This window comes from Clostridiales bacterium FE2011, from assembly GCA_017569305.1.
In the GTDB taxonomy this organism is placed as follows: Bacteria; Bacillota; Clostridia; order Christensenellales; family Aristaeellaceae; genus Aristaeella.
Genome location: CP069418.1, coordinates 408,374 through 420,254 on the forward strand (window position 1 = coordinate 408,374; position 11,881 = coordinate 420,254).

17 protein-coding genes are annotated in these 11,881 nt (G+C 50.2%); 13 read left to right on the forward strand and 4 right to left on the reverse strand.

The window, feature by feature from the left end; genetic code table 11:
• Window positions 1-204 precede the first annotated feature (204 nt).
• Window positions 205-918, reverse strand: a complete 714-nt coding sequence (locus tag JRC49_01835) for a rhomboid family intramembrane serine protease (protein QTE71594.1) — start codon at window positions 916-918, stop codon at window positions 205-207.
• Window positions 919-1,365: 447 nt separating this feature from the next.
• On the opposite strand from JRC49_01835, the gene JRC49_01840 reads away from it, so the two are divergent.
• The 9 genes from JRC49_01840 (at window position 1,366) to JRC49_01880 (ending at window position 5,466) form a co-directional block, all read left to right on the forward strand.
• The gene (locus JRC49_01840) at window positions 1,366-1,611 is read left to right on the forward strand and encodes a hypothetical protein (protein ID QTE71595.1); all 246 of its coding nucleotides are present in this window, start codon (window positions 1,366-1,368) and stop codon (window positions 1,609-1,611) included.
• 24 nt (window positions 1,612-1,635) lie between these two features.
• Complete coding sequence (locus tag JRC49_01845; GenBank protein QTE71596.1) at window positions 1,636-1,920, forward strand: hypothetical protein; 285 nt, start codon at window positions 1,636-1,638, stop codon at window positions 1,918-1,920.
• A gap of 90 nt (window positions 1,921-2,010) precedes the next feature.
• Window positions 2,011-2,292: a hypothetical protein gene (locus JRC49_01850; GenBank protein ID QTE71597.1), complete on the forward strand. Its 282-nt coding sequence runs from the start codon at window positions 2,011-2,013 to the stop codon at window positions 2,290-2,292.
• A 77-nt stretch (window positions 2,293-2,369) separates the two neighbouring features.
• A complete protein-coding gene (locus tag JRC49_01855; GenBank protein QTE71598.1) occupies window positions 2,370-2,651 on the forward strand; it encodes a hypothetical protein in 282 nt (93 codons plus the stop codon).
• A 77-nt stretch (window positions 2,652-2,728) separates the two neighbouring features.
• Window positions 2,729-3,013, forward strand: a complete 285-nt coding sequence (locus JRC49_01860) for a hypothetical protein (protein QTE71599.1) — start codon at window positions 2,729-2,731, stop codon at window positions 3,011-3,013.
• A 101-nt stretch (window positions 3,014-3,114) separates the two neighbouring features.
• Complete coding sequence (locus JRC49_01865; GenBank protein QTE71600.1) at window positions 3,115-3,411, forward strand: hypothetical protein; 297 nt, start codon at window positions 3,115-3,117, stop codon at window positions 3,409-3,411.
• Between the two features lie 79 nt (window positions 3,412-3,490).
• The gene (locus tag JRC49_01870) at window positions 3,491-3,859 is read left to right on the forward strand and encodes a hypothetical protein (protein QTE71601.1); all 369 of its coding nucleotides are present in this window, start codon (window positions 3,491-3,493) and stop codon (window positions 3,857-3,859) included.
• A 39-nt stretch (window positions 3,860-3,898) separates the two neighbouring features.
• The gene (locus JRC49_01875) at window positions 3,899-4,192 is read left to right on the forward strand and encodes a hypothetical protein (GenBank protein ID QTE71602.1); all 294 of its coding nucleotides are present in this window, start codon (window positions 3,899-3,901) and stop codon (window positions 4,190-4,192) included.
• A 365-nt stretch (window positions 4,193-4,557) separates the two neighbouring features.
• Window positions 4,558-5,466, forward strand: coding sequence for a transglutaminase domain-containing protein (locus JRC49_01880; protein QTE71603.1), 909 nt, complete (start codon window positions 4,558-4,560; stop codon window positions 5,464-5,466).
• Window positions 5,467-5,495: 29 nt separating this feature from the next.
• On the opposite strand, the gene JRC49_01885 is transcribed toward JRC49_01880, so the two are convergent.
• Window positions 5,496-6,353 carry a LysR family transcriptional regulator gene (locus JRC49_01885; protein QTE71604.1) on the reverse strand — a complete coding sequence of 286 codons (858 nt, stop codon included), beginning with the start codon at window positions 6,351-6,353 and terminating at the stop codon, window positions 5,496-5,498.
• Window positions 6,354-6,491: 138 nt separating this feature from the next.
• On the opposite strand from JRC49_01885, the gene JRC49_01890 reads away from it, so the two are divergent.
• The 4 genes from JRC49_01890 to JRC49_01905 are packed head-to-tail and all read left to right on the forward strand — an operon-like array spanning window position 6,492 to window position 9,461.
• On the forward strand, window positions 6,492-7,343 hold the full coding sequence (locus JRC49_01890; protein QTE71605.1) for an aldo/keto reductase: 852 nt from the start codon (window positions 6,492-6,494) through the stop codon (window positions 7,341-7,343).
• Between the two features lie 23 nt (window positions 7,344-7,366).
• Entirely contained in the window at window positions 7,367-7,687 is a 321-nt protein-coding gene (locus tag JRC49_01895; GenBank protein QTE71606.1) for a carboxymuconolactone decarboxylase family protein, read from the forward strand.
• A 21-nt stretch (window positions 7,688-7,708) separates the two neighbouring features.
• Window positions 7,709-8,872 (forward strand): iron-containing alcohol dehydrogenase, encoded by a 1,164-nt coding sequence (locus JRC49_01900; protein QTE71607.1) that lies wholly within the window; start codon window positions 7,709-7,711, stop codon window positions 8,870-8,872.
• Between the two features lie 40 nt (window positions 8,873-8,912).
• Window positions 8,913-9,461 carry a flavin reductase family protein gene (locus tag JRC49_01905; protein QTE71608.1) on the forward strand — a complete coding sequence of 183 codons (549 nt, stop codon included), beginning with the start codon at window positions 8,913-8,915 and terminating at the stop codon, window positions 9,459-9,461.
• 84 nt (window positions 9,462-9,545) lie between these two features.
• Here the strand turns inward: JRC49_01905 and JRC49_01910 are convergent, their stop codons facing one another.
• Both JRC49_01910 and JRC49_01915 read right to left on the reverse strand, forming a co-directional pair.
• Window positions 9,546-10,634 carry a leucine-rich repeat domain-containing protein gene (locus tag JRC49_01910; GenBank protein QTE71609.1) on the reverse strand — a complete coding sequence of 363 codons (1,089 nt, stop codon included), beginning with the start codon at window positions 10,632-10,634 and terminating at the stop codon, window positions 9,546-9,548.
• 37 nt (window positions 10,635-10,671) lie between these two features.
• The gene (locus tag JRC49_01915) at window positions 10,672-11,727 is read right to left on the reverse strand and encodes a leucine-rich repeat domain-containing protein (GenBank protein ID QTE71610.1); all 1,056 of its coding nucleotides are present in this window, start codon (window positions 11,725-11,727) and stop codon (window positions 10,672-10,674) included.
• Window positions 11,728-11,881 lie beyond the last annotated feature (154 nt).

Sequence of the window (11,881 nt, forward strand, 5' to 3'; positions counted from 1 at the left end):
AGGGCAAACGGCCGACCCTGGTCTAGCGGATTCCATCACTTCCGGTTTTGTTTCCGCCGGTGTGATGTTTCTTCATACTTTCCCTTCCCCTTTTCCCTTTTAGGCAGCTGATTCGCTGCCTTCTTTTTTTCTGGATATGAAAAATCCCGGTAGCTGCCGGGATTCTGTGTTTGTTGGTTTGTAGTTTTTTGTCTGTTGTTCTTTTCAGAAGATCGGTTTGCTCTCTTTTCTTTCCTTCGCGAAGAGCAGGAGAGCGATCATGGCGCCGGCAATGGCTCCACCGAAGTGGCCCTGCCAGCTGACGTGGGAGGAGAAGGTGTAAAGGACGTTGCCAATGACCGCATGGAGGGCGTAGAGCATATAGAGGAACTTTCTGCGGGTGAAGATGCAGTAGAGGAGGTTGGCTGCCATCAGACCCCAGATGGCGCCGCTGGCACCGGCATGGAGGGCGTTGCCGCCCACGAAGTTGATGAGCAAAGCGGAACCGAGCATGGAGACCAGGTAAATGGCCAGGTACTTCCATCTGCCGATGCGGTTTTCAAAGACGAAGCCGTAGGTCAGCAGGGCATACATGTTGCCGATGAAATGCGGGAATCCCAGGTGCAGGAAGCTGCTCAGGATGATCCTGCCATACTCTCCATGCTGGAGGGCACCCTGGTACATACCAAAGTTCCGGAGTACGTCAGATTCTCCTCCGGCCAGCTTGTAGATGCCTGCAACAGCATTCAGGATTACCAGGATCAGGGTGACCCAGGGAAGCCGGATGGTATGTCCCAGGATCCGGATGCCTGTTTTCTTTTCCTTCGGGGCACGGTTAATCAGATAACCGGTATCCTGCCTGCAGTAAGAGCAGACCTTGGTACCCTTCTTCAGCGGCATGCCGCATTTCTTGCAAGTGATGATTACTGAACCAGCCATACTCGTCTCCTGTTGAGTTTATTTCCTAGGATCTGAATGCAATATATCATGCGGAAAGCTTGAAAACAACAGGTTTGGCGGGATTTTACACCAATGTTACGTCACTGCAATACTTGTAACGCGTCGGACGCGTTTGGATACTGTTTTTACCAATTCTGCAGTTTTTTCGACCACTTATGCAGGTTCAGTGGTTCCGGGGGTGTTCTGGGCGTATACTGTGTACGCAAGCAGAGAGTTTCTTCATGCTCTCCTTCTTATGTATGGAGGCAGTATTCAGGGATGCTGCCCCCTTTTCAATTGCATCATTTCCGAGTTCAATTTAGTCATTTTGGGGGGAAATGACTAAATTGAACTCATTTTTTAATTTGTATTGTTTTGTTAAGACTCATTTAAGGTTCACTGATTATATTACAGTTGTTCACAGGGGAAACGGCCGACCCTGATCTAGTGAATACCATCTCCCTGCCGGACCAGGGCTCCGGCAAAAAGATGTTTCTTCATACTCTTTTTCTCCTCCTTCAGGCAGCGCAGCAGGCGCTGTCTTTTCTTTATGCCATCACAAGGAATGAGCAGTTTTTCAGTCTGTTTGATCAATTCCCTTCCAATGATGCAGATAAACTGACCAGTTGTGCATGTTGGGTAGTATTGGGGTTCTTTTTTGTGTATGCTCTCTGCGTTGTCGGCAATAACTAAATACTTTATTGGGAGGGTCTGTCAATGAAAAGGTTCCTGGCTTTCCTGCTGGCGGGTGTGCTGGTTTGTTCCATTGCGGCAACAGCCCTGGCTGCCTGCACTCATTCGTATTTCCTGATTCACGAGACGGTTGCCGGTACTTCTTCCGTTCCCTACTGCATGACGACTTGTGAGTATAACCAGTATGTCCATCCTCATTTTCTGAACTATGAAGACAAGGTGTATGTGTACTACTGCCCGAAGTGCGGTGATACCTATACCAAGATCGTCAAGACGTTTATCAACCAGAGCTGCCCTTGCCAGCCCTGATTGTCAGCTGACTGTTTTCTGATCTTTGGCTCTTTTCCGGTTTCATGTAAACCGGGTTAAATCATTATTCTATTTAAGGAGGGGTATTCCATGAAAAAGTCTTTGGCTCTCATCTGTGCACTGGTGCTGATCTGCTCCATTGCGGTTACAGCTCTGGCTTCGTGCACCGGCCATCATTTCAACTTGGTATATCAGACCTCGAAATTCTATACCAAGCCCTACTGGACACAGTGCGCTAATAATCCTTATACCCATGCACATACCAGGAAATACAAAGATCTCATCTCTGTGTACTCCTGCCCGAACTGCCATGAAACCTACACCAAGACAACCACAACCTTCCTCAGCGAAACCTGCCCGTGCGCTCACTGAGAACAGGCTGCTTGCTGTCTCTTTTTCCGGTTTCCTGTAAACCGGGTAAATAATCATTATTTAGGAGGAGTATTCAAATGAAAAAGACTCTGGCTCTCATCTGCGCCCTGGTACTGATCTGCTCCATTGCGGCAACTGCTCTGGCTGCGTGCGCCAACCACCATTTCGAGAGAGTTTATCAGACCTCGTACTATTATTCCGATCACTATTGGACACAGTGCCCTAATAATCATTCTACCCATGCGCACACCAGGAACTACAAGGATCTCATCACTGTGTACGCCTGCCCAAACTGCCATCAAACAGACATTAAAACAGTCACCACCCTGCTCAGCGATAACTGCCCGTGTGCTCACTGAGAACAGGCTGATTGCTGTCTCTTTTTCTGGTTTCCTGTAAACCGGGTAAATAATCATTATTTAGGAGGAGTATTCAAATGAAAAAGACTCTGGCTCTCATCTGTGCGCTGGTCCTGATCTGCTCCGTTGCGGCAACAGCTTTGGCTGGATGCATTACCCATTATTACACGAAGGTTTACCAGACCACGAAATTTTATACCACACCAATAATGACAATGTGCCCGAATAATACGTCTGTTATGCATGCACACGTTAAGAGCTGCAAGGATATCATCACGGTGTATGCCTGCCCGAACTGCCATGATAGCTATATCGACACAAAGACAGTCACCATCAGTGTGACCTGCTCGTGCGCTCACTGAGCTGTCGGTTGTCAACATTCTGACTGATATTTGTATACCCTGTTAAGGAACGGCCCGTCTGATGCAGACCGTTTCGATTCAAAAAAAAGGAGAATAATACCATGAAAAAAAGATTAATTGCTCTGTGTCTCGTCCTGGTGCTGGTTCTCTCTATCGTAGGCACTACCCTGGCTGCCGGCCATTCCCACGTGTATGTGTTTAAGACAGTTGAGACATACCGTTCCACAAGGAACGGAAGTTATGTACAGGGATGCCATTCCTGCACTTATGCTCATTATCATAAGGTTCCAATTTATAATGTATATGCCGTATATGAATGCGACTGCGGCAAACTGTATTATCTCCATCTTGACACTATTGAAGGTGCAGAATACTGCCCCTACAGCCCCAACACTTGATCAACAGCCTGTTCAGCACGATGCGCCCATGCGTATCGTGCTTTCTTGTTTTCAGTGATTGATGTGAAAGGAGTATAACATGAAAAGAGCTATAGCGATCCTTTTGCTGGTTGTTTGTTTTGCATTACCCATTATCAGTGTGGTTGCTGAAACCTTCTACCACTGCACCATCTGCGGCGGTGAACACGCTGTAGGCGGACACAGATATGGTGTTACCAGCAGAGGAGATACGCCATATCACAACATCGTTGAAATCATCTATACCCATTGTCTGGAGTGTGGAGGAGATGCTGATAAATATGTTCTCAAAGTTGGACTGGAGAAACATACAAAGAAGAAAGGATCCGAAGGCACCTCATATTATCACGTGTCTCCCTACCTGACTATTGTATACGATGTATGTGAGTGCGGACAGCGCTTCAACCCGCGGGAAGTATATAGTTACTGAGTAAATTCAACGTAAAACAATATTTTCGGGAGTAAAAACATGAAAAAGCTACTGGCGTTTGTCCTTGCCGCGGTTTTAGTGCTGTCTGCTGTGTCGATATGTTTTGCGGCGCTGGCCTGCACTCATAAGAACTGTACCTACAGGGAAAGCTGGGTGAAGAAGGATGCTCCGGTTTACTGCGGGTTCTGCCAGTATAATCACGGTCCGCATACCCATATCCGGGAGTTCTGGAAGGTGACCGGAACGGACACCTGTGATTACTGTCATAAAAGCTGGGCAGTGTCAGAGTATACCGTGGATATCCGCACCTACTGCACCAGTGGACCGCATTAAGGTTGGCTGTTTCCCGGGATCCTTTTCAGGATCCCTTTTTGTTTTTCTTTTTCCTTTAAGCTTCACTTAAGGTTCCCGGGATATACTGTCCTTGTCAACAGGGACAACGGCCGGCCCTGATCTAGCTTATCCCAATACTGCCGGCGGAATTCGGCAGGATGTTTCTTCATACATCTCCCTTTTTTCCCTATCCCCTTCCCCCACAAGAGCGGCACCGGTTTTCCGGTGCCGCTCGATTTTGTTTTTTTGGTTATTGGGTTTATTGGGTCGCAATTCTGTTCATATTCTATTATAATTCATATCCGGATGAAACCTGTGATCATTGCGTGTTGCTTTTACTGGAATATCTTAAGGTGGTGTTTCCCATGAGCAAAAAAATGAAGGTTGTGTTTTGTATCCTTCTGGTGCTTTTCCTGCTGTCCGCCGGACTGGCGGGTTATCTCCTGTCCGGGTACGGCAGCTGGCTTACCTATACGTCCTATCTCCAGGATCCAGAGCAGATCTATACCATGGAAGCCGGGATCATCCGGTCACTGTCTGAATTCCGGGACGGAGAGAACTGCCGGATTACCTATGATTTCGATAACGCCGAGTACAGCAAGCTCATTGCCCGTCACGGAATAGACAAGACAGCCGGGAACGGATCGGAGTTTGAAAAAGCCAAAGCGCTCATGAACGAGTATGCGGGCAGGCTGCGCCATCAGTCCAATTATGACAACCATATTGAAATGAATGCCCTTTCGCTGCTGGAGTACAGCCTGGATAACAAGTCCCACGGGATCAACTGCCGGGCCAAAGCCCAGATCCTGAATGAGATGTGTCTCGCCCTGGGGATCTATTCCCGGAAGGTCTGGATTAATCCGAACTCGGTCTATGATTCAGACTGCCATGTGGTAAACGAAGTCTGGGACAGCAAACTGAACCAATGGGTTATGCTGGATATCACAAGCAATTTTTACTGGGTGGATGAAAGCGGAAAACCCTTGTCTGTGCTGGAGATCAGGGAGCGTATCGCGAACAAGGAATTCTGCACGCCTGTTTCACCAGCCGACAATTTAAAGGATTTAAACAAATCCCTCCGGCAGAACTATGAGAACTTTTTGTACATTGCCAAAAACATGGTCTACATGCATTACTGCACAGACAACAGCACAGGAGAAACAGAGCAAGTCTACATCCTGTTTCCCAAGGGTCTGAAAATCAATGAGAATGCGCGTCTGATCCCCGTCTCTGTGGAATCCATTACAGCTTCACCGGTAGAAAGTAATTCATAACCGGCTATTTAGTTTTTCGCTTTCCCTGTTCAGTATATGGTTCTGTCGTTGATACTGTCGAACAGTTTCTTAAACTTTCCTTTATCCCTTTCCAGGCAGACAAGATAAAAATCCGTATGGCATTCCGAATCCACGATGGGGATATTCACTCTACCCGGCACTGAATTACCTTGCCGGATAAAATAACTTGAAGCAAAAACCGGATAATCAGATCCTGCTGCCAGCTCCGTGAAAGCACTTCGGTCAACCTGCAGCAGGTATTTTGTATTCGGCGTTTTATCCCGGTGGAAGTTAGCCCAGAACCCGATATTGCTGAACAGCAGGATGGACAGTCCATCCAGATCCTTCAGGTGGATTTCAGGATAGAATGTCAGCGGATTGGACGGGCTGACGGAAATAAAAAGATCCTCGTGTCCGCACTTCTTACAGAAAAACTCGTCCCCCTCCGGTCGGCAATGCATCACCGCCAGCTGATAAACACCCTGCCGTAACGCATCCGGGAAACCTGCGTCATCCTTCATGTCTGCGGACAGGGTCATCCCTTCAAAGACTGTGTTCAGCACAGGCGTCAGGACTTCCTGAGGAACCGGTGCGCAAAAGCCGACCGACAGCGTATGCAGGCTGCGGTCAAAGGCTTTCACCTGGGTTTCAAAATCCCTTTCCGAATCCAGGACTCGCCGGGCGTATTCCGCTGCCCGGACGCCGGTTTCATTCAGGCCAAGCCGGTTCTTGCTCCGGACAAACAACGGAACACCAAGATCTGCCTCCAGTCTGTACATGGACCGTGTCAGTGCGGGCTGGGACGTATGCAGTTTTTCCGCAGCGGCGGACAGCGTGCCACAATCTGCAAAGGCAACCAACTGCTGCAGGACGTGAATCTCGATCAATTCCGTTCCCTCCACTATGCGTTTCTGATATAGCAGATTCCGATATTGGCATTGTACATTATCTTTTTCCTGTTGTAAACTCCAGTTGTCAGGAAGATCACAGGATCACCCAAAACGCATACTGAAGGAGGCATCAACATGGAATATATCAGGCTTTATAACGGCGTCGAGGTTCCCGTTCTCGGCATCGGCACCTTCATGATTTCCCCGGAAGACGCAGATAAATCCGTCTACGCCGCCTTGAAGGGCGGATACCGGATGATCGACACCGCCAATGCCTATATGAATGAAGAAGCTGTAGGCAAAGCTCTGGCCCGCGCCATCCGTGACGGCATTGTAAAACGGGAGGAAGTCTTTGTCTCCACAAAGATCTGGCCGACGGTCTATGAGGATGAAGCAGCCGTGGAAAAAACGCTGAAGCGTCTCGGCCTCGAGTATGTGGATCTGTTGTTCATCCATCAGCCTTCCGGCAGTTTCATGGCCGGCTACAAGCTGATCGAAAAAGCATACAAGGAAGGAAAGGCCCGCTCCCTGGGCATCTCCAACATGAACGGTGAAAAACTGGAGCGGCTGCTGGCGGCAGCAGAAATCAAACCCCATGTGATCCAGCTGGAAGCACATCCCTACTGCACAGAGAAGGAGATCATGAACAGGCTGGCGGAATACGGCACCCGGCTCATGGGATGGTATCCGCTGGGTCACGGCGATCCTGGGCTGGTGAAGGAAGAAGTCTTCAGCAGGCTGGCGGACAAGTATCACAAGAGCAGCGCACAGATCGTTCTGCGCTGGGCAACACAGATGGGGTTCATCACCATCCCCGGATCGAAAAACCCCGATCATATCCGCGACAACTTCAATCTTTTTGACATCACCCTTACAGATGAAGAAATGGCGGAAATCGCGAAGCTGGACGGTACAAAGAAGTATTACGAACCGGATGACGCAACCGTAGAAAAATACGCTTCCATGCATCTTCCCTTTGAGGGATAAAAAGACAAACAGGAGGTATCGCAATGAAAAAGCAGACTGCCGGCAGAGAACGCCTGGGACAACTGGCTCCCAAGTTTGCCGAACTGAATGACGACGTATTATTCGGAGAAGTCTGGTCCCGGGAAGAGGAGCTCTCCGCCAGGGACCGCAGCATGATCACCATTGCGGCACTGTTTTCTGCAGGACTGTATCCGCAGCTCAAATCACATCTGATCCTGGGAAAAGAGCACGGCGTCACAAAAGAGGAGGCTGTGGAGATTGTCACCCACCTGGCTTTCTACTGCGGATGGCCCAAAGCCTGGAGCACCTTCCCGATGATCCAGGAAATCTACGGCGACGAATGATAAATGAAGGAGGAAACAGAGATGGTTAATTTCGATTATATGACCCCTACCCGGCTGATCTTCGGCAAGGACTCCATCGAGAAACTGCCGGAAGTGATGAACCAGTTTGGCCCGAAAATCCTGCTTACCTACGGCGGGGGCAGCATCAAAAAGATCGGGCTGTATGACAAGGTAAAGGAGCTGCTTGCGGGCAGGGAGATTATTGAGCTTTCAGGAATCCAGCCCAACCCGAAATATGACCCCAGCGTGCTGGAAGGCGTCCGGCTATGCAAGGAAAACAAGGTGGACGTAATCCTGGCCGTGGGCGGCGGCAGCGTACTGGACTGCTCCAAGGCCATTGCCGCCGGGGCGAAGTACGATGGCGATCCCTGGGACCTGATCTCCTACAAAGTCAAGGCACAGGCTGCGCTCCCGATCGTGGATGTCCTGACGCTGGCCGCTACCGGCAGCGAATATGATCCCGGCGGAGTCATCTCCCGCACAGAAACCAACGACAAGATCGGATACGTCGATCCGCTGCTTTATCCTGCCGTTTCGATCCTGGATCCGACCTATACCTTCACCGTTTCAAAGAAGCAGACAGCGGCGGGTTGTGCGGACGCCATGAACCATATCATGGAGCAGTACTTCTGCGAGGAATCCTCCCTGCTGGCGGATGGCTTCATGGAGGCAGGGTTGAAGAGCCTGATGGTCAACGCCCGGAAGTGCCTGGAGAATCCGGAAAACTACACTGCGCGCGCCGAGATGATGCTGGCCTGTACCTACGGATGCAACGGTATCTATGCCCTGGGCAGCAGCACCTCCGGCTGGCCATGCCACGGCATCGAGCATGCACTGAGCGCATATTACGACATCACCCACGGAGAGGGACTGGCCATCATCACGCCCCGCTGGATGAAGCACATCCTGAATGAGCGTACGCTGCACCGGTTTGTGAAATACGGCATCAACGTTTTCGGGATCGACGCCAACCTTCCGGAAACAGAGATTGCGGAAAAAGCCATTGACGCAACGTATAAGTTCTTTGAATCCATTGGCATCCCGATGCACCTGAAGGACGTGGGCATTGATGAAAGCCGTATCGGGGAGATGGCGCACCATATCGCGGTGAACGAAGGGCTGGAGAACGCCTGGGCACCGTTGACGGAGCAGGATATTACCAAGATCCTGACTGCTTCCCTGTAAAGCAGAAACAGAACCCATAAAGTGCAGGAGGAAAAAGTATATGGAATTCACCGGAAACAAATCCATTATTACCCCGGAAGGCGTGTTTATCATCGGCACGTATGACGAAAAAGGCGTCCCGAACGCCATGAACGCTGCCTGGGGGATGCAGAGCGATATGGGAGAAATTACCCTGATGCTCGCGAAGCATAAGACCACCGACAACTTTGAGAAAACCGGAGCCTTCACCGTGGCCTTCGGCACGGCGGAAACCGTCACGATCTCCGACTATTTCGGCATGGAGACCGGGAACAAGGTCAATAAAATCGAGAAAGCCGGATGCCACGTGCACAAGAGCGCGCATGTAAACGCGCCGATCATTGAGGAGTATCCGCTGACGCTGGAGTGCAAAGTAAGGTCCTGGGATCCGAAAACCGGCTACCTGATCGGCGAAATCGTGGCCTCCCAGGCAGATGACAGCATCCTGACGGATGGAAAGGTGGATCTGGGCAAACTGAAGCCGATCATCTTCGATCCGTCCTTCAACGTATACCGCGTGGTGGGAGAAGCCGTCGGAAACGCCTTCCGGGACGGCCTGAAGCTGAAATAATCCCATGAAAATGAGAACGGGCAGGAGATTCATTCTCCTGCCCGTTTTTCGTATCGCATTCTGTGTTTTCTGATGAAATTCCGCTTATTCGATGACTTCGAACTTCATGTTATTCTCTTCGCAGTACTTCTGGGCAGCGGAACCGGCATGGCCCTTGATGGTCATCTGGTCGCAGTTCCAGAAGGCGCCCCATTCAATTGTCTTCACGCTGTCCGGGATGGTCAGCTCGGTGATCTTCCCGCAGCTCTGGAAAGCAACGCTGCCGATGGCCTTGATGCCGTCCGGAATGGTGAGCTTTCCTTCAATGACGCAGGAAGCGCCGATGATCTTCTGGGTCTTCTTTTCGATCAGGAGCAGGTCCTTTGTCTCGTAGTTGCGGTTTTTCGGGGAAATGTTGATTTCCTTCAGCTTGTCACAGCCGTTGAAGATACCGTCGCCAATCTTCGTCACGGTAGACGGAATAGTAACGGATTCCAGCGCGTAGTCATGCATGAACACCTGGGATCCAATGGTCTTCACGCCTTCGGGGATCACCATTTCCTTCATATAATGGCAGGACACAAAAGCACAGCTTTCGATATTCTGGACAGTGGTTGGCAGATTGATGGCTGTCAGCTTGCAGGCGTTGAACGCGTCGTTCGCGATCGTTTTCATACCCCAGAACACATCGTATTCGTTCGCAATGATCGTTGCATCCTCTTCCACCTGGCCCAGGTACTTGATCAGGGTCATGTCCTTTTTCCGGAAGAGGATGTCGCTGTTCACCCCGAAGACCTTATGATAAGGAGAAATCTCAACGTTTTCCAACACAAAGCAGGCTGCGAAAGCCTCGTCTCCGATCTCTGTCACGCTGTCCGGAATATTGATGGATTCCAGTTCCGTACAGTTTTCAAACGCACAGTATTCGATCTTCTGTAAACCCTCGGGAAGGACCACCGTCTTCAGGTCGTTGCAGCCGTAAAAGGCCTGCGACCCGATGACGGTCACTTTTTTACCGTCGATTTCAGCCGGAACCTCAGCCTTTTTGATCTCCTTGTCCTTCACGCCGGTGATGACCACGTTCTTGCCGTTTACCGTATATTCATACAGATCCTCCCCTTCTGCCAGGGAAACGGAAACAATTCCTCCGCACAGCAGCAGTACCGCCAGGATCATGCTCAAACACTTTTTCATTGAAGTAAACTTCCTTTCCTTTATGTAAAACTGATGATTATTCGATGACTTCAAATTTGACATCATTCTGCTCGCAGTACTTCTGGGCGGCAGAACCGGCATGGGCCTTGACCACCAGCCTGCTGCAGTTCCAGAAGGCGCTGACACCGATCTTCTTCACGCTGTCAGGAATGGTCAGTTCCTTCAGATCACTGCATCCCTGGAAGGCGCCGTTTCCGATCTCCTTGATGCCGTCCGGAATCTCAACCTTTCCCTTGAGGGAGCTGGGGGCGCTGATGATCATCTTTTTTGTTTTGTCAATCAGGAACAGGCCCTGTGCCTCATACTTCTTGTTGGCCGGATCAATCTGGATATCCGTCAGCTTTCCGCAGTAATCGAATATACCGGGGTCAATCCTGGTCACACTGGCGGGAATCGATATGCTTTCCAGGGAATCGCAGAAGCAGAAAGCCTGGACGCCGATGGACTTCACGCTGTTGGGGATAAAGATGTTCTTCAGGTTTCCGCAGCTGATAAAGGCGCAGGGGCCGATTGCCGTCACGGAATCCGGCAGGATGATGGTGCTCACTGTGCTGCCGCTGAACGCTTCTTCTCCAATGGTCTTGATGCCCCAGAAAACTTCACAGGTGCCTCTTTCGGTTCCATAGTACCGGAGAAGAGTCATGTTCTTTTTCAGGAACAGCTGTTTGTTGCAGATGCCGTAGGTTTTGTGATAGGGAGAGATTTCAACGGTCTCCAGCGCGGAGCAGGAGGAGAATGCTCCGTTGCCGATGGAGGTCACGCTGTCCGGAATATTGATCTCCGTCAGTTTATTGTTGCCGGCGAAAGCCCCGCGTTCAATTTTCTGCAAGCCTTCCGGCAGGGTCACTTTTGTTACAGTGTTATTCCAGTTGAAAACATGCATACCGATGGACGTAACCTTATTTCCGTCCAGTTCCGCCGGAACCTCAACTTCGCCTTCTCCGTTGATTGCGGTAATTTCCGCTTTCTTTCCCTTGGCCGTATATTCAAACTCACCTTCCGCCAGGGAACCGGTAATGATTCCTCCGCACAGCAGCAGTACCGCCAGGATCATGCTCAGACACTTTTTCATTTCAGACAAACCCCTTTTTCCCTTTCATTTGGCCTGCGGGCTGTGCACTGGCCCGCCTGTTCCTGATGAGAATATATCATGCCTGCTGTTACCTTGTTTTCACAGCGATGTAACAATGGTGTAAACAAATTTGCAGTCCGTGAACAAAACAAGA

Bases quoted from the DNA above. Each gene is read 5' to 3' on its own strand.
- JRC49_01835 (QTE71594.1), bottom strand. From the start codon at position 918: ATGGCTGGTTCAGTAATCATCACTTGCAAGAAATGCGGCATGCCGCTG.
- JRC49_01845 (QTE71596.1), top strand. From the start codon at position 1,636: ATGAAAAGGTTCCTGGCTTTCCTGCTGGCGGGTGTGCTGGTTTGTTCC.
- JRC49_01850 (QTE71597.1), top strand. From the start codon at position 2,011: ATGAAAAAGTCTTTGGCTCTCATCTGTGCACTGGTGCTGATCTGCTCC.
- JRC49_01855 (QTE71598.1), top strand. From the start codon at position 2,370: ATGAAAAAGACTCTGGCTCTCATCTGCGCCCTGGTACTGATCTGCTCC.
- JRC49_01860 (QTE71599.1), top strand. From the start codon at position 2,729: ATGAAAAAGACTCTGGCTCTCATCTGTGCGCTGGTCCTGATCTGCTCC.
- JRC49_01865 (QTE71600.1), top strand. From the start codon at position 3,115: ATGAAAAAAAGATTAATTGCTCTGTGTCTCGTCCTGGTGCTGGTTCTC.
- JRC49_01870 (QTE71601.1), top strand. From the start codon at position 3,491: ATGAAAAGAGCTATAGCGATCCTTTTGCTGGTTGTTTGTTTTGCATTA.
- JRC49_01875 (QTE71602.1), top strand. From the start codon at position 3,899: ATGAAAAAGCTACTGGCGTTTGTCCTTGCCGCGGTTTTAGTGCTGTCT.
- JRC49_01880 (QTE71603.1), top strand. From the start codon at position 4,558: ATGAGCAAAAAAATGAAGGTTGTGTTTTGTATCCTTCTGGTGCTTTTC.
- JRC49_01890 (QTE71605.1), top strand. From the start codon at position 6,492: ATGGAATATATCAGGCTTTATAACGGCGTCGAGGTTCCCGTTCTCGGC.
- JRC49_01895 (QTE71606.1), top strand. From the start codon at position 7,367: ATGAAAAAGCAGACTGCCGGCAGAGAACGCCTGGGACAACTGGCTCCC.
- JRC49_01900 (QTE71607.1), top strand. From the start codon at position 7,709: ATGGTTAATTTCGATTATATGACCCCTACCCGGCTGATCTTCGGCAAG.
- JRC49_01905 (QTE71608.1), top strand. From the start codon at position 8,913: ATGGAATTCACCGGAAACAAATCCATTATTACCCCGGAAGGCGTGTTT.
- JRC49_01910 (QTE71609.1), bottom strand. From the start codon at position 10,634: ATGAAAAAGTGTTTGAGCATGATCCTGGCGGTACTGCTGCTGTGCGGA.
- JRC49_01915 (QTE71610.1), bottom strand. From the start codon at position 11,727: ATGAAAAAGTGTCTGAGCATGATCCTGGCGGTACTGCTGCTGTGCGGA.